Annotated in this window: 13 protein-coding genes and 1 tRNA gene; 1 reads left to right on the top strand and 13 read right to left on the bottom strand. The window is 30.9% G+C overall.

Annotated features, from left to right (window positions below):
* Positions 1-71: 71 nt before the first annotated feature.
* The 5 genes from IMX26_RS02640 to pfkA all read right to left on the bottom strand — a co-directional run bounded on the left by IMX26_RS02640 (position 72) and on the right by pfkA (position 7000).
* Positions 72-1739 (bottom strand): ABC transporter ATP-binding protein, encoded by a 1668-nt coding sequence (locus IMX26_RS02640; RefSeq protein ID WP_195160153.1) that lies wholly within the window; start codon positions 1737-1739, stop codon positions 72-74.
* Positions 1740-1893: 154 nt separating this feature from the next.
* Positions 1894-3183: a radical SAM protein gene (locus IMX26_RS02635; RefSeq protein WP_195160152.1), complete on the bottom strand. Its 1290-nt coding sequence runs from the start codon at positions 3181-3183 to the stop codon at positions 1894-1896.
* A gap of 536 nt (positions 3184-3719) precedes the next feature.
* On the bottom strand, positions 3720-4688 hold the full coding sequence (locus IMX26_RS02630; protein WP_195160151.1) for a hypothetical protein: 969 nt from the start codon (positions 4686-4688) through the stop codon (positions 3720-3722).
* Between the two features lie 18 nt (positions 4689-4706).
* Positions 4707-5789, bottom strand: a complete 1083-nt coding sequence (locus IMX26_RS02625) for a hypothetical protein (RefSeq protein ID WP_195160150.1) — start codon at positions 5787-5789, stop codon at positions 4707-4709.
* Positions 5790-6031: 242 nt separating this feature from the next.
* Positions 6032-7000, bottom strand: a complete 969-nt coding sequence (pfkA, locus tag IMX26_RS02620) for a 6-phosphofructokinase (RefSeq protein WP_243259301.1) — start codon at positions 6998-7000, stop codon at positions 6032-6034.
* 72 nt (positions 7001-7072) lie between these two features.
* Here pfkA and IMX26_RS02615 point away from each other — a divergent pair.
* A tRNA-Trp gene (locus tag IMX26_RS02615) sits at positions 7073-7148 on the top strand.
* Between the two features lie 53 nt (positions 7149-7201).
* Here IMX26_RS02615 and IMX26_RS02610 read toward each other — a convergent pair.
* From IMX26_RS02610 to IMX26_RS02575, 8 genes are all read right to left on the bottom strand, one after another.
* A complete protein-coding gene (locus IMX26_RS02610) occupies positions 7202-8350 on the bottom strand; it encodes a glycerate kinase (RefSeq protein ID WP_195160149.1) in 1149 nt (382 codons plus the stop codon).
* Positions 8343-9548: a S41 family peptidase gene (locus tag IMX26_RS02605; RefSeq protein WP_195160148.1), complete on the bottom strand. Its 1206-nt coding sequence runs from the start codon at positions 9546-9548 to the stop codon at positions 8343-8345. The genes IMX26_RS02610 and IMX26_RS02605 overlap by 8 nt, the downstream gene beginning before the upstream one ends.
* 14 nt (positions 9549-9562) lie before the next feature.
* A complete protein-coding gene (gene iadA, locus IMX26_RS02600; RefSeq protein ID WP_195160147.1) occupies positions 9563-10702 on the bottom strand; it encodes a beta-aspartyl-peptidase in 1140 nt (379 codons plus the stop codon).
* Positions 10703-10875: 173 nt separating this feature from the next.
* Positions 10876-11745, bottom strand: coding sequence for a DUF4438 domain-containing protein (locus IMX26_RS02595; RefSeq protein WP_195160146.1), 870 nt, complete (start codon positions 11743-11745; stop codon positions 10876-10878).
* A 63-nt stretch (positions 11746-11808) separates the two neighbouring features.
* Positions 11809-13917 (bottom strand): sugar-binding domain-containing protein, encoded by a 2109-nt coding sequence (locus tag IMX26_RS02590; protein WP_195160145.1) that lies wholly within the window; start codon positions 13915-13917, stop codon positions 11809-11811.
* A 3-nt stretch (positions 13918-13920) separates the two neighbouring features.
* Complete coding sequence (locus IMX26_RS02585; RefSeq protein ID WP_195160144.1) at positions 13921-15348, bottom strand: Na+/H+ antiporter NhaC family protein; 1428 nt, start codon at positions 15346-15348, stop codon at positions 13921-13923.
* Positions 15284-16093, bottom strand: coding sequence for a hypothetical protein (locus IMX26_RS02580; protein ID WP_195160143.1), 810 nt, complete (start codon positions 16091-16093; stop codon positions 15284-15286). The genes IMX26_RS02585 and IMX26_RS02580 overlap by 65 nt, the downstream gene beginning before the upstream one ends.
* Positions 16094-16103: 10 nt before the next feature.
* Positions 16104-16721 carry a histidine phosphatase family protein gene (locus tag IMX26_RS02575; protein WP_195160142.1) on the bottom strand — a complete coding sequence of 206 codons (618 nt, stop codon included), beginning with the start codon at positions 16719-16721 and terminating at the stop codon, positions 16104-16106.
* Positions 16722-16779: the final 58 nt, after the last annotated feature.

The raw sequence follows: 16779 nt of genomic DNA, 5'->3' as shown, positions 1-16779 counted from the left end.
GGTATTGTTATTATCAAGGTCACTTAAGCTAGCTTACGTGACCTATTATTTAATAATAATCATTAAAGAAATCATTGGGCTAATGATAGTCTTTTTTCTTTAAGCTTGTTTAAATCTATAATTTCATCAGAAATATCAATTATCTCTAAATTATGAGTGATGATAATAATAATTTTATTATGCTTTATTTCTTGAAGATAGTTCTTTAATAGTAATATGCTAGTGCTATCTAAAGCTGATATAGGTTCATCTAACAATAATACACTAGCTTCTTTTATGAATGTTCTTATTAATGATAACTTTTGTTTTTCTCCACCTGAAATATTTTTTGAGCGTTCTTCTAATTCTAAATCTAAACCTTGTCCATGTTTGTTTATAAAACTATCTATACTTAGTATAGAACATATTTTAGTGATAAATTCGCTATCAACATTATCCAAACCAAAGGTAATATTGCTTAATATACTGCCCTTAAATAACATTGGCTCTTGCTCAGTTACTCCAAAGAAGTTTTTTCTAATTTCGTATAAGTCAAGATCTTTAATATTCTTATTGTTATAAGTAATATTTCCTTTATAGTCATCGATATAAAGACCTAGAATTAAACTAAATAAAGTACTTTTTCCTGTTCCATTATCACCAAGTATAGTGTACACTTTACCCTTTTCAAAAGTATAATTAAAATTACTTATTATTTCACTTTCATTATCATAATTAAAGCTCGCATTTTTAATTTCTATAGTATCTATATGTTCTAAAGACTCAACTCCATTATGCTCTTTTTGCTTATTAAGAAGCTCTAATAAACGATTATAAGACACCAAGGTATCTTGATAACTAACACCAAATCCTAAAAATGTCTGTACCGCCCCTAATATCTTAACAAAATAGCTATTAATCATAGTAAAGTCACCTATGGTTATTTTACTATTTATAACCTGGATACCACCTATTAAGAACACTATTACCTTACCTGTATTGCTACCAATTGATCCTAATCCTGAAAAAGCATACGTTAATTTATGGTGTCTTATTAAATTTTCATAGAATAAATGATAGCTTCTTTTTAATTTATTTCCCAGTATACTAAACCATGAATTTGTTTTAATCAGTTTAATATTAAACAACTGCTCATTCATGTCTGAAAAAAACTTATTACCAGATTCTTTCATAAGTTTATTGGTGCTATATAGCTTTTTTCTAAAGTAAATATAATTAACGATAAAAAACGGTATTACTGCTAATAAAACAAAGGTTATTTGTAGGCTTACCCTAAAAAGAATAATAACTGACCCTATAAAATAGAATACTTGAAAAACTGTATTTACACATTTTTCTAATGCAAATGAGGCTAAAATATTAGCATCAGAATTTATTCTCTGGTTTAAATATACTGAATCATAACCATTTAATTCTTTTAAAGGCAACTTTTTAATATGATCAATAACGTCATAGTTAATATCAAATGAAATATTAGCACCTAGCTTAATTAAAGTTATCCTTTTTATAAAGTTTAAAACAATATCAAAAAATAATAATAAACACATATATACAGAAAACCTTATTATAGTATTAACTGAGGTTAATTTATTTAGCAAGTCTATGTATTTACCACCTAACGTGGGTATTAGCATAGCTACAAAAAAGCTAAAAACATTAAGTGATACTAAAAATGCAAATTTCCATTTATGCTTTTTAATATACGGATAAATATACTTTATAATTTCTATATTAAACACCTTCTCTGTAATTTAATCTTTAGGCTAGTTAAAAATAAATATAAATTAATATATGCTTCCTAAGCAGAGATATTATAATCCATTATACCATTTACTGGACTCTACTATTGTCGATATATGTATATTTAACATGCTTGTTGTTCTTTTTGTCTACTTAGATAAAGTCTTGTGCGTACTGCTTTAAGTAGTTCTCAAGGTTATACTTATATTCTGAGCAGCTACTTTTTTTACTATTAATTTTAGTGTGTGGACACCCGCCCATACATATGGGAAGTAGATTACATTTACTGCACACAGGGTCTTCAGTAGGCATATTTAACATGTAGGCATTGTATAAAGAAATATTATATTTATTACTTGAATTATAAAAAACACTATCAACAGCTTTATTACGGATTCCAATATCATTTACACACTTATATAAAAGACCTGTTGGTCCAACTACATAATGAGCAATATGGTCAGCTCCACAATAATTATTTACTAGCTCAGGGTAAACTTTTTTAGTATTCATAAAGTTTTTGGCTCTAATTTTCTTGTTTGTTTCATAGTTAAGTTTAAAAAATTTATTTGAAGAAAGACATTTAGCTGGTGAATAACAGTTATTAGCATCGTCAACAAAACCTAAGTAAACTTGTATTTTACTCTGTAATTTGTTTTTAACTAATATATCTAATACCTCATCAAATTGCTCAATGTTCTTTTTATCTACATTTATTCTAATGGCGACTGTAAGTATGTCACATACATTCTTAATATTTTCTAGTATTTTCTCAAAGGTTGGTCCTCCATTTTTAAGTGGCCGACGAAGATTATGGGTATCTTTAGGACCATCAATTGTTATTTGAACCTTATTAATAGCAAAATTTTTTAGTTTTTGGGCAATTTCTGCTGTTAAACTATAGCCATTGGTAACTATACTAGCTGAATACTCTATATGTCGCTCTCTACAAATTTTAATTATTTTATTACTAAGATTTTCAATAATATCCATTGCTAGTAAAGGCTCTCCTCCATACCAGGATATTTTAAATTTCTCTAAACCTCTTAATCTATTCTGTATAAAATTCATTAATTGATTTTGGGTTTTTAAAGACATATAAGTGTTGATTTGATTATTTTTTTCATAGCAGTAAATACATTCGAAGTCACAGTCTAATGTAGGTGCTATAGTTAAGCTAAAACCTCTTTTATCAAAACGAGATTCTAATAGCTTTAACTTTAGTAAATCGAGTTCGTTTACACTATTTTCAACTACAAAGCCACCTAATAATAAATTATTAAGTAGTTCTTGATCCTCTATTATTACATTTTTATTTGCTTTATCTTTTATATAAGTAAAATTTTCTTCTTCAATTACGGCCAGTGAGTTAGTAGCAGTATTATAAATTAAAATATCTTGATTGGGCAATGGATAATAAAAATTAAACTTCGAAACTTTCATTTTAACCCCCATATTAATTCTATTCAATTTATGAGTTTACTTATATTTAGAAAAAATAACTCGTCCTATTTTTAACGAGTTATAGTACTTATATTAAGTAAATGTATTTTTATTTACACTACTAATTAATTAAACCATTCTGTTAGGCCAACGACATGGACAAAATGTTGGGCACCAAGGCTCATAATCTTTGTTAACTGGTTTAGGCTTAACAATAAATTTCATGTTTACACCTCCTTTACTATATTATAACTCTATATGCTATAAATTGTAAATTAATTTACTTATTTTTTTAGTATTTTAATTAAATTATTATCATTTATTTTGTATAACAATATGTTTATTTAATGATCAATAAAAGAGCCTTAAAATCATTTTTTTAAACATCTATGCTGTTAACAAGTTAAAAAAAATAATCCCAAACATACTGTTTCTAATTCTTAGAAAAAAGTAATGGGATTATTTTTAGAGTTACTTACATTATATGAAGGTTATAAAGTTATAAATGAATAAACCACTGATTTTAAGTTGATATATTAAAAAATACTCTTATAATTTTCACTAAATATATTAATTACAGGTTTTAAATTACTTATAACTTTAGTCTTAGTCCATTGCTGAAAAATAGAATAACACCATACATAGTATCCAGCTTGGATTATATCGCAGTTACTCAAATACTTAGCATTGTAAAATATATCACTCTTATTATCTAAAATGATTTTCTTAATATCAGGTAGGTACTTATTACCGATACGAGTAAGGCATTGTAGCTCTTTCTTAATGGATTTAATCTCTCTATAATTTATATCTTGAATAGTTATTTTAATTGATGGTACTAAACTACCATTTAAGCGAATAGGTTTAGCTAGTCTTAACTCTATAAACGGTTCTTCCATTCCTCCATTAGGTATAATAAACCCTTTATTATCTAACGTACGTATCATTTTTATAGTATACTTGTTTGTAAATAATTTAGAGATAACATTACTATTTTGCTGCAGATTATTATTCCAATATAATAATAGTTTATTATGATTTATACTTATTACATCGTTAGTTAATATATTGCAATTATCTGGATTATTTATAATAATTAAACTACCACCAGATTCATTTTTATTATTTAATGCATATATTCTTTGCCACAAGTTAAGTAATACTATGTGGCATAAAATTCCATGAATAGAAACATCAGTATTGCTTGCTAATTCATTAATAATATATTTTGATTCTTTTGAAACGGTCGTAGCTATATCTTTAAATAAATTATTTAAATTTGAAGTATTTTCGGGATTTAAAATAGGTATAGTTGAGTAAAATTTGTCATTAACATTCTTTATCCACTTAGTTATATTTAACTCCATAACATCAATGTTATTTAATTTATTGACATTTATGATTTTATTTATGATGCTTTTTCTATTTTTAATAGGTAATATATTTTTGTACTTATCATAAAATTCTTTTTTATTTTCTATATAAGTTATTACACTATTGGTCATAATTATTTAACTCCTAACCTAATCTTTAAAGATAAGAACTTCTGGTCGTATAGCTCCTGCTCTTATGTGAGTAGTACCATTAAGTGCAATATTGTTACCTTCAAACTTGCTTAATAAGTCAAATATTGTTCTCTTTATTAAACTATGACCAAAGCCATTAATCAAAATTAATCCTGTTGCTACATCTTCTGCGCCTGTTATGCTAGGTATAAAATTACTACCCACATAATTTCTTATTATTGATAAATCACTGCTAGACCCTATTATAGCAGTAACATTAGTTTCGGCTGCTTTTAAGATAGCCGATTTACTTATATAGCCTCTAGTTAATATTATTTTTCCATTATCTGATGGTAAAATATCGTCTGATGTTAATATTTTTTTATTAGTGACTTTTAGAACACCACACTTTTCTCCCCCAATACCATAATTACCAGTAATTCTAATTACCTTAGACCTTATTGTTACTGAATAATTTTCATCAATACATATAACTTCTCCTGATAAATAAGATTTTAAATATTTGCTTATTTGTGTATTTTTAATTTTAATTATATTATCATTTATGTCTGTTACAGTTCCAAACATATTAGTTGTTATACTGTTCAAACACATATTATTATTTTTATGTATAATACTAGCTATTATTTGTCCTGGGGAAACAGCCTGACCTACTTTTATTGAGATAGATTTCTCTGCGATTTTAGGCGATACCCCTAAAATTTGCTCAACATTATGTACTTCATACTTATCTGAATTAAATTTAGTTAATTTTCTTAAATATAATATTCCTAAATATTTTGATACCATACCTATAATACCATTGTCTGAACTCACAACAATTTGATCTTTAAACCATTGAGTATTAAATGCTAAAATTTCTCCTAACTTAACTAGGTCTCCTTTTTTTACAGTCAAAACGCTATTTATTTTTTCTGGTTTTATTGCTAGTTGTTTTGATATATTAATTTTTTTAACCATACCAGGATAGTAGTTCATTTCACCAATTATATCAGTACAATTAACCTTTTGACCTTTACTAACAAAAAGTGTCCCCATATAAGGAAGCTTCCGTTTTCGCTCAATATAATTAAAACTCATTGACTACCTCCGTATAACGTGCTTCTACCCTTGTAGACAACTCAGCTCTAGCTACTAACTACTATTTATTCTTTACTGGTATTAATAGTGTTGTTGTTGTAGTTCTGCCTATATCTATTGTAATAAGTATTTTCATATAATATAGTTCTATGGAGATATTATGTTTTACATAATATCAAGATAAAGGGTAAAAATATCCTTACCCTTTATCTTGATATTGTTTATAATTCATTCTTGAATCTTTACTTAGATAAAATATTCTGAATTGCCTTATACATTTTCATGTCAACTTGAGTATAAGTTTTTACTTCCTGTAAAGCTGTATACTTTATTTCGCTCTTGTCTACCCCAACCATAACACCATTGTTACCCTTAACTAAGGCATTTACAGCTTCATAGCCCAACCGTGTACCAAGATTTCTATCACTCACTGTAGGTGAGCCACCTCTTTGTACATGACCTAGCACTGTTATTCTTACCTCCATGCCTGTTTCTTTAATAATGTTTTCAGCAACATTATTTGCTTTGGCAGCACCTTCGGACACAATAATTATATGGCTTTTTTTACCTTTATTATAGCCACGTTTTATTCTATCACTTATCTCTGTAAAGCTACACTCGACTTCTGGTATAATTACCGATTCAGCACCTGCAGAAATAGCGGCTTCTATAGCTAGATAACCAGAGCTATTACCCATTACTTCTATAACAAAAATTCGCTCATGACTTAAGGCTGTGTCTCTCAGCTTATCAACAGCACTAATAATGGTGTTTAAACAAGTATCTACACCCAAACTAATTTCTGTTCCCCAAATATCGTTATCTATTGTTGCAGGTATGCCTACAGCTTTTATATTGTGGCGCTCTAAAGCAGCCGCGCCATGCATAGAGCCATCTCCACCTATAACTACCAAAGCATCAATGCCTTCATCTTTAAGGTTTTTAGCTGCTATTTCCTGACCCTGTGGGGTCTTAAACTCTTGGCTCCGAGCTGTAAATAATACTGTTCCACCTCGTTGAATTATGTTACCAACGTCCCTAGGCTTTAAGCCAACAAAGTCTTTTTCTATTGCACCTTTATAACCTCGTTTAATGCCAATAACCTCTATATTATAAAAGGCTGCAGTTCTTACTACTGCTCTTATTGCGGCATTCATACCTGGAGCATCTCCTCCACTTGTTAATACTGCAATCTTTTTAATGTGCTTCATAAACTTATCAACTCCTCAAACTTTATCTTGACAGAATTAAAGAAAATCTGCTATTATATATAAGTCGTTCGAAGGGGTGTGGCTCAATTGGTAGAGTAGTGGTCTCCAAAACCATTGGTTGCGGGTTCGAGTCCTGCCGCCCCTGCCAAAGCGATTAAATCTTGGTTTACAACCGAGGTTTTTTTTATTTTATAGGTTATTTTACTTAGCCCTTACCCCTAAAGTATAACCATTTATAAATAATTTAACTGCATTTAAGGCACTATCTTGAAGCCAATTAGCGGCATTATTAAATGAGCTTTGTAATTTGCATGGATAAGGTACAATGGAGAATAAACTTACATTTTTATAGCTTGATTTTATATTTCTGTACCCACCTGCTAAGACTATAGTTGGTATCATGTGTTTAGAAGCCAGCTCTACGATAGCCCCAGGCCCTTTCCCATAAAAAGATTGCTCATCAAATCTGCCTTCTCCTGTAATAACCAAATCAAAATTAGCTATCTTTTGCGGTACTTTACATAACTCTAAAACATAATCAGCACCAGACTTAATTTTTACATTGAGTAAAGTGCTTAATAATGCTGGTATACCACCAGCTGCCCCATCACCACTATTTTTTCCAAACTCTATACCTTGTTTTTTATAGTAATTAACAAATACTGTACTTAACAGTTCGCATTCATTTACTAATTGCTCACTGTAGGCCCCTTTTTGTGGTGCAAATACTTTTGCCGCACCATACTCACCACAAAGCTTATTATTAACATCACATAATAAGGTAAAATTTGCCCTCTGAGCATTAATACTTAGTTCACTAGTATTAATATGGTGTAAATGCAACATGTCTCTTGCAGTATGTAATTCTTGAGAATTACTGTTATAAAACTTCACTCCTAATGCTCTCATAATGCCTGTCCCAAGATCATGGGTTGCACTACCACCCAAACCAAGGTAAATATCTGTACAACCTTTTTGTAAGGCATATTTTATTAATAACCCAGTACCGTAAGTTGTTTTTTTTAATATATCAATCTTTTTATTAGTTAAATGAATACCAGATGCCTGTGCCATTTCAATATAAGCTTTGTTATTATCTATAATAATAGGTGCCTTGATTGTTTTATTAATTGGGTTTTGAGTATTTACATACTGAACTTGTTTTTTTAAGATATATGACCATGCTTCAAGGCTACCGGTTCCTCCATCAACCAATGGAACTTGGTGGATATTAAAGTTATAATCTTTTAAGGTGTTTTTTACAATATTATTGCCCTCTAAAGCCGATAAACAGCCCTTAAAGCTGTTCATCGAAATTAGAATATTTAATTTTTCTCCAGAACTACTCATTGTCTTCTATCCAGTTAACTGCATACTCTAAGATTAAATCTTTTTCTGTATCTAAAGCTGCTTTTTTATAAACATCTTCTGGAATTTCAACATTTGGTTTAATACCAATTTTATCTATATAAGTACCATTTGGAGTTAAATAGGTATGAGTAGTAACCCATAAAACAGCTCCATTTAGTGGATAACCTGTTTGAACAGAGGCTTTTCCATAACTATTTTTACCAATGGATATTCCACGATTATTATCCATTATAGTACCTGTTATAACTTCAGAAGCTGAAGCTGATCCTTTGTTAATTAAAACATAAACAGGCATATCATACTTTGCTTTTGCTTGGGTAAGATTAGTTTCTTTAACACCTTCGCGGTCAATTGTTTCGAAAACAACCTTGTTTTTATTTAAAAATAGGTCAGCGACCCCTATACAGGCATCTTTGTCTCCACCAGGATTACCTCTTAAGTCTAAAATTAAAGACTTGGCACCTTTAGCAATCATTTTATCTATAGCGTTTTCCAACTGCTCTACAGAGTGGCTATTAAAGATATATAGATTCACATGGGCTATATCTTTGTTTTCACCAACTAATTCATAAGCTACAACAGGAGGCTCAATTTTGGCTCTTGTTATAGTTACATCATATGGAGCACTTTTGTCTGCTGGAATTATGGTTAAGGTTACATCCTCACCAATAGGACCTCTAACTTCATTGCCAATTTTATCTAAACTCCACCCATCTACAGACTGACCATTTACTTTTGCGATTATGTCTCCAGTTTTTAAACCCGCTTTATCGGCGGGTGTTCCTTTATAAGGAGCAACAACAGAATATACTCCGTTTTCGGCATTTACTACTAAACCTATACCAGCATAGTCTCCTCTTCCTTGAGTTCTACTGCTTGCCTCATACTCTTCAGCTGTTTGGTATCTAGTTAAGCCATTATCTATTCCACTTAACATACCTTTTATAGCATTTACATTCATGTCTTCTTTGCTAACATCATCTCTTACATGTGTAGCTAATACATACTCATAGATATAGGCTAGTTTTCGTACATCGAGGCTTGTTTTATTAACAATATCTTCATTAATACCACCAATATATGCTCTTTTATTATACTGGTAGCCGGTAAAGAAACCCCCTACAAAAACTAAAGCAATAAGTAAAACAACTATTAGCGTATTTCTTTTAGAATACATTCTATCTTCAACCTTTATTCAAAAGTACCAAATTTAATTGGCTTGCCGTTTTCAACCATTTGGGTTCCACGGGCGAATACTTTTATTATATCAAACTTATCGTTCATTAATAAAATATCTGCATCACTACCAACCTTTAAAACACCTTTTTTGTCATTTAAATTTAAATTATTGGCAACATTAGTACTTACAAAGTGTAAAGCATCTGTTATATCAACATTATATTCAGTAATTAATGTTTTCCAAACAGTATGAACAGTTTTCATATCTGCTGCTTTCAGCCCAATTAAGTTACCTTTGTCATCGAATTTTGGTAAACTTCCATTGCCATCTGAGCTTAATGTTATGCCTTTAATATTTGCACCATTTTCAAGCAAGTAGTTTACATGTTGGGCAGCCTTTGCACCAGCTGTTATATCTATTTTTCCACCTAACTTAATTAGCTCTAATCCCTGTTCAACTAAATGCTGTGTTCTACCCATATGGGTTGGTAAAAACTGAGTAACAGGTATATCGGTTTCCTCTAACATTTTAAATATATAATCAATTCCTGCTTTTTCACTACCAACATGAAAGTGAACAATACCAGGCTTTCCTCCTAACATGCCACCAACTCTAGTTTCTGCTGCTAATTTTTTAATTTCATGATAACTAGGTTGTGATGAGCGATGATCGGATATAGCTATTTCACCAACACCAATTACTTTTTTAATTAGAATTAAATCTTCTTTCACACTATTTGTGATGGTAGTAGTAGGTACCTCATAAGATCCAGTATAAATAAATGTAGTTATTCCCTCTTCCTCTAAAGCTTGTGCTTTGGCTAATAACGAACTCATATGTCTTGTTATGCCATCTGTGCCTAAACATCCAACTACGGTAGTTACACCAGCTGTAGTAATTTTGCTTAGCATTAATTCTGGGGTACGGGTTTTAGGTCCGCCCTCACCGCCGCCACCAATCATATGCACATGTCCATCCATAAAACCTGGTACAGCTATTAATCCACTACCATCAATTATTTGTTTATTCTCAAAACAATCGATATTAATTTCATCACTAATTTGAGCAATTCTTTTATCACATACTAAGATATCTTTTACACCCAAATACTCAGGAGAATACACTTTTACTTTTTTTATTAGTTTTATCAATTTAATAACTCCTTCATCTTTCACCTATAAATTATATTTGCATTTTTCTATACTTTTTAACTGCTAATCTACTTAATATTGCATAATAAGACTGTGAAATTAACACAGTCTTATTTTAGGATTACAGCTATTTATGTGCAGACTTTAATATAAACAACAAAAGCTGTTGTTTATTATTTAGTTACGCCTAAATAGTTAGCAATATTGGCATTTTCACACTTAACACCTCTAATGCGAGTAGTTTTACTAGTCATAAGAGTTGTAACGCCTGGTCCATGGCCAGCTAACACACAATCACTATGTACAACTACCCCAATTGTTACTGCTCCGTTTAAATAACCACGTCCATGAGTTGTATCACAGTCTCTTAATAATACTATGTCACCAAAACGTAGTTTATTTAAGCCACAACTAACGTATGTCTCTGGATCTGCAGTCATTATATCATAGTCTCCACGATATGCATTAGATGAACCAATACCAGAACCCATTAAATAGGCTGGAACCTCAGTTGCAACAGGCACCTCTAAAACTCCATCCTCAGCCACTTTAACACCCATTTTATCAAATAAATCTGGATCAAGATTCATGACGTGAATGTCTTCAAAACCTTCAATCTCTAAACCAGTACCAAAGCTTTTCACAAGTATTTTGTCACCAATTGTCAACTTCTCTAGTGTTTCTTCTGGAAAATAAACTAAAACATGCTCTATACCACCATGTTTACCTGTAACATAACCTAAATCACCTTTGGCATCTCCAGAAACAACCTTGGCAACATTACCTACGCAAGATAAAACATTTAACCCACCATTAGCATTTTCATCTTTTAATTTCATTGAAACACCAGGTTCTACATGATCTGCCATAAATCCAGTACAGATATCACCTATTTTTTTATTATATGTTATACCACCTGTGCCTGGTAAAACCATAGTTTTGCCATTTCTTGTGTTTATACGATAGGGATTTCTACCTTTACCAGGATGTGAAATCTCACCTTGGACACTAACCATTACAAGTTTATCACGATTAATTTTCATTTAATTTCCCCCATAATATTTTTATCAATTACAAGTTCGTCACTTGGCTATTAAATCCTGCACCTACTGTTTTATTTTTAACTGATATCTATTTGTTAATATCTCTTGTGTTTGAAGCTCTAACTCTAAATATACCTGATATGTTCCTTCGGTTAGGGCTGCTGTAACTTCTTTTTGAATTGTAGTGGCAGTTAAACTATCGTCTCCTAACATATCTACAATCTTTCTGTTCTCAGCTATAGTTTCACTTTCACTACTAACAATTTTCCATCTTAAAATAGTTGAAGGAAATCTGTTATGGGTATCATTTACAACATACACATTAAGCTTAATTATGTCGCCATCTGTATAAAAATCATCAGGCCAGTCCATCAGCACACAGATTGGTTGCAAGGCAGTTTTGGTAGAAGTATAGCCTTGTTTAGTCCTACGGTAAACATCTACTATACTATCAGAAACAGTTAAACTATTGTCTGCAAAAAAATACATAAAACAACCACCATAGGGTCTATACTTATATCTCCTACATAGTTCATGATAATATCTTAGTAAGTTTGCCTGAAAATTTTGTGTCGCCATATAAAATGTAGGTGCAGTATCAAAACCCTCAAGTGGCAGATTAGACTCAATTCTATTTTCATATATTTGATTGTTGTTTTGATAAGTAATCCAGCTAATTTTTTTTACACTATTGATATCATTTACTAAATCAATCATGGTAGCTATTTCCGGAAAAGCTGGAAAACCATAATTAGATATTAGTTTAAGTTTACCCTTAGTCATTGACATTCTTTCTTTAGCTAAATGGTATTTTTCAAGCTTGGCTGTTTTGGTAATTTTAGAATATAGCATTTTACTAAAACTAAAAAACCTAGTATTCTCAACTACTACTCGATTTTGATCTAGCTTTTTAAGAGTTTTACCTATTTTCTTAACTTTACTTAATCCTAAAAGTTTGCGTGAATTGCTAAGTAAATATCTAGTATCGGATTTTGAAGGTTTTCCCCAAATAATTAAAGAAGGATTATGATGTAATGTATTATGAATATAGACAGTCCTTCTTAATAAGTAGTTTTGAGTTTTAGCGTTATTACAATAATTATATGGTATATCCTGCCAAAGCATTAAGCCATTCTCATTACATATATCATAAAGCTCTTGTGTTGGTACGTGCTGAAAAAGCCTAATTGTATTAATGCCAGCGTCTAAAATTAGCTGAATATCATTCTCAAGACTCTCTCGTGTAATATTTTCACTATGGTAACTTGTTGGCATATAAACTATCCCTCTTAAAAATTGTCTTTTTTGATTGATAAAAATACTGCCATTCTTTTCATAAATATCCCGAAAACCAATTACCATATTATTACGGTCTTTAACATTTTCTTCATGTATAACTTGAATATATAGCTTATATAAATTAGGTTCACCTTGCTCCCAAGGATACCAAAGTTCTGGATTATGAATACTAAAGCTCAGCTTTAAGTAACCACTCCCTTTTTTTAGGGATTTTTTTATACTACCCTTTATATCTTTACCATCAAAATTTAAAGGTATCATATTCCAGTCAAAATTAACATCACATTCAGACCTGCTGTACATATTAACCCTTAGGGTAACCTCAACTCTATTTAACTCCTTAAACTCATAAGAGATACTCATATCATTTATATGAATATCATCAATAATTTTAAGATTAATATCACCGCCAATACCTCCTGGCGACACCGAATCATTGTTGAACTCCCACTCACTATAAACACCTAACATTTCGTACTTATTAAGGCTGGATTTAGCTGGCCAAGAGACCTTTATAAAAACAAAATTATCCTGATCATTTAAATATTTTGATATTGTTGTATGAAACTTAACAAAGTAATCACTAAAAGCTGTTACATACTTTCCGTTAATCCAAATTTCAGCATCATTAAAAACCCTATTTAGTTCTAATAACACATGCTGTTCTTCGGTGTATGTAGGGGTAGTGAATTTTTTAAAATAATAAACAATATTTTCATCATCACTAAAATTGTTTTGTGTTTGCCAGGTTCCAGGGACCTTTATATCGAACCAATCATTTGCTATATTTGGTTTATTATAAAAATCGCGAGGCAAAGGACCCTGCTTGGATGGCCAAGCTTTCCATAGTCCATTTAGTTTAGTGTTTTTCACTTGCTAAATCACCTTTCTTTTTTTTAACTGTAATGCTAAAAAATATAAAACAACTACAATTGGTAATGTCAAACTAAAAATACTGTGTTTAAAATAGCTAACAGTACTTACACCTAAAACACTAGTTAAAAACAAGCCATTAATATTCCAAGGTATAAGTGGAGGTATAACTCCAGCACTTGCCATAACCATAACACTTCCCCAGGATTTATCTACTTTACTTTTGTCATAACTGTTATATACAAGCTTAATCAACAGCATCATTGCAAGTGTTTGACTACCAGCGATTAGTGATAAAAAAAATCCCGCAAATAAAGTAAATAATAATAAAGTTACTGGATTATTAACTAAATATGGCATAGCAGAAGACATAACAGTTTCTAATACACCTAGTTTCTCTAATAAACCAGCGAGACCTAAAGACATTAACAATAAAGTACTAATAGACATCATTTTTATAATGCCACCATTTTGCACTAAAGCATTTATAATAGTATGTGAATCAACTACAGGTGGTCCACTATAGATTGTTGTTAAAATAGTTTTTAAGGGCACAGACTGTAAAAACAAAGCAGATAACATACTTAGCCCTGCTCCAATAGCTAATACCGGAATAATCTTCATTCCTCTCCATGATAAAAAAATTACTACCAGTGGAATTAGTAAGAGAGCGATGCTAACAAAATATTGACTTTTAATGGCAATTAATACCTGTGAAATTGAGCCACTTGTTGCCATAATATTACTACCACTGTTATACCATATGTTGTATATAATACTTAATATAAATGCTATCAAAACAGGCACCCTAATTTTACTTATATACTTTGAGTAGCTAACATTCATTAGAGACGCTGTTAAATTTGTACTGCCAGCTAGGGGTGACAAAATTTCACCACAAAACAGTGCACCCACTATTGTTGCTGCCAAGACCTCTTTGTTAACACCCATTGCCGTACCAATACTCATCATAGCCAAACCTATTGTACTAGCAGTACCCCAAGAGGTACCTATAGACATCGCAACTAGTGCTGTAAAAATAGGGGCAAAAATAAAAAAGGTTTTAGGACTTAAAAACTTTACTCCATAGTAAATCATACTTGGCACAATACCACCAATTATAAACTGTCCAATAACAACTCCTATTAAAGGCATTAACAATAATAAAAATAAAGAATCTCTAATGCCGCTGAACATCATTTCCTGAAGTTCCAGCCAAGAATATTTATATACCAAACCAAAAACACAGGTAATTACTAATGCCATAAATATAGCTGAATGCATTGGTATATCATAAATAACACAGGATACAATGCAAGCTAAAACTAACAAGATTAATACAATAGCTCCTAATTTAGTGATTTTTTTATTTAATTGCTTTAATCTTTTCGCACTTGTTACCACACTCTCCACAGCTTCTTTTGCTTCCATGTATGTTTGGCTCTCCCTTTATCTGTTTAATGAGCATAAAACATTTTTTTATCTCTTTCTCTTTACCTCTAGCTAAAAAAGTAACTGAACCTCTGCAATCATTTACACCACCAGAGGATATTACTATGATATCAATATCAAAAAGAGTTTTTAAGGCTGAAATCTCTGTAAAAATTATAGCATCACTTATAACAAATAGACCACATTTCATACCTAAACTATAGTCTACTGCATTTTTGCCCATGTATTTTGCAGCCTCTTTAACTGAAGGAATAAGTTTTTCGTGCCCAGTAGCAATAATAAGTTTAGCCCCCTCTGCTACAATAGTTCCGTAGGCTTTACCTATTGTTCCTGATTTATCTCCTGCAATTAATATCCCTACATTTCCGTCATTATCAAAACAATTGGCACCTTTTATTAATACATCATTACTGGTAAAGTATTCTAATGCATCGGTATATGTAATATCTTGAACTTTTCCATTTTTAATTACAGCTGAGGGCCTTCTTGTTGCACTACTGGTTACACATATAACACCTTGAGTGGTAATTCCAGCTGTATTTTGACTTTTATCCATAATATTTACACCAGTTAACTCTTCATAAACATAGGCATTTGTAGTCCCACCAGCAACTATTATGCAGTGATCTTTAAGTGCCTTTTTTATTAAGCCATATTCATGCAATCCTTTAGCTATTAGTCGCTTACTTTCAGGAACTGTTAAGGTAAAAGTAAAAGTCTTCATTTTTAATCCTTTATAATAACTCTTGGGTTAAATGTTGTTGGCAGTTTGCTTTAAGCAATTTTCTATGTTTATCTGTAAACAACCACTCATGAAAACCAGTATCTCCAGTAATAATTTTTATATCAGTATCGTTTGGAAGATGTAAAATAGCTCTATTTAAGTTTGCTACAGTACCTCCATGAGCAACCAAACAAACTGTTTTATTTTCCCCATTATTTTTTTCAAAAAACTCATGCCAAAATTTCTCAATCCTGCATTTAAAATCTAAAGAAGACTCTCCTCCTGGTAAGTTTTTATATATTTCTAAACCATCTTTAGGTAAGGGATAAAGCCTCTCAGCATCTTCGTATTTTAAACCAGCAAGGTGTCCGTTGTTTATTTCCATAAGGGCATTTTCTTTAATTAACTGCAAATCACATTTTGTAGCGATAGCTAAAGCTGTGCTATAGGCTCTTTTTAAAGGACTACAATAGATTTCAGTTATATTATAGTGTTTACTTAAATATTCAGCTAATTTTCCTACCTGTTGTTCTCCTCTTTCTGTTAATGAAAAATCTGCTCTACCTTCATGTCTTTTCTCTATATCTGCAACAGATTCACCATGACGAATTAAAAGTAGTCTTAACATTAACATCTCTCCTTAACATTCTTTATATATTAACAACTTCTATTATACATTTTTATGT

It is taken from the genome of Clostridium sp. 'deep sea' (assembly GCF_014931565.1).
Classification (GTDB): Bacteria; Bacillota; UBA994; order PWPR01; family PWPR01.
This window is presented reverse-complemented; position numbering and strand designations above follow the sequence as displayed.

Bases quoted from the DNA above. Each gene is read 5' to 3' on its own strand.
- IMX26_RS02625 (WP_195160150.1), bottom strand. From the start codon at position 5,789: ATGAGTTTTAATTATATTGAGCGAAAACGGAAGCTTCCTTATATGGGG.
- IMX26_RS02595 (WP_195160146.1), bottom strand. From the start codon at position 11,745: ATGAAAATTAATCGTGATAAACTTGTAATGGTTAGTGTCCAAGGTGAG.
- IMX26_RS02605 (WP_195160148.1), bottom strand. From the start codon at position 9,548: ATGTATTCTAAAAGAAATACGCTAATAGTTGTTTTACTTATTGCTTTA.
- IMX26_RS02635 (WP_195160152.1), bottom strand. From the start codon at position 3,183: ATGAAAGTTTCGAAGTTTAATTTTTATTATCCATTGCCCAATCAAGAT.
- IMX26_RS02585 (WP_195160144.1), bottom strand. From the start codon at position 15,348: ATGGAAGCAAAAGAAGCTGTGGAGAGTGTGGTAACAAGTGCGAAAAGA.
- IMX26_RS02575 (WP_195160142.1), bottom strand. From the start codon at position 16,721: ATGTTAAGACTACTTTTAATTCGTCATGGTGAATCTGTTGCAGATATA.
- IMX26_RS02630 (WP_195160151.1), bottom strand. From the start codon at position 4,688: ATGACCAATAGTGTAATAACTTATATAGAAAATAAAAAAGAATTTTAT.
- pfkA (WP_243259301.1), bottom strand. From the start codon at position 7,000: ATGAAGCACATTAAAAAGATTGCAGTATTAACAAGTGGAGGAGATGCT.
- IMX26_RS02580 (WP_195160143.1), bottom strand. From the start codon at position 16,093: ATGAAGACTTTTACTTTTACCTTAACAGTTCCTGAAAGTAAGCGACTA.
- IMX26_RS02610 (WP_195160149.1), bottom strand. From the start codon at position 8,350: ATGAGTAGTTCTGGAGAAAAATTAAATATTCTAATTTCGATGAACAGC.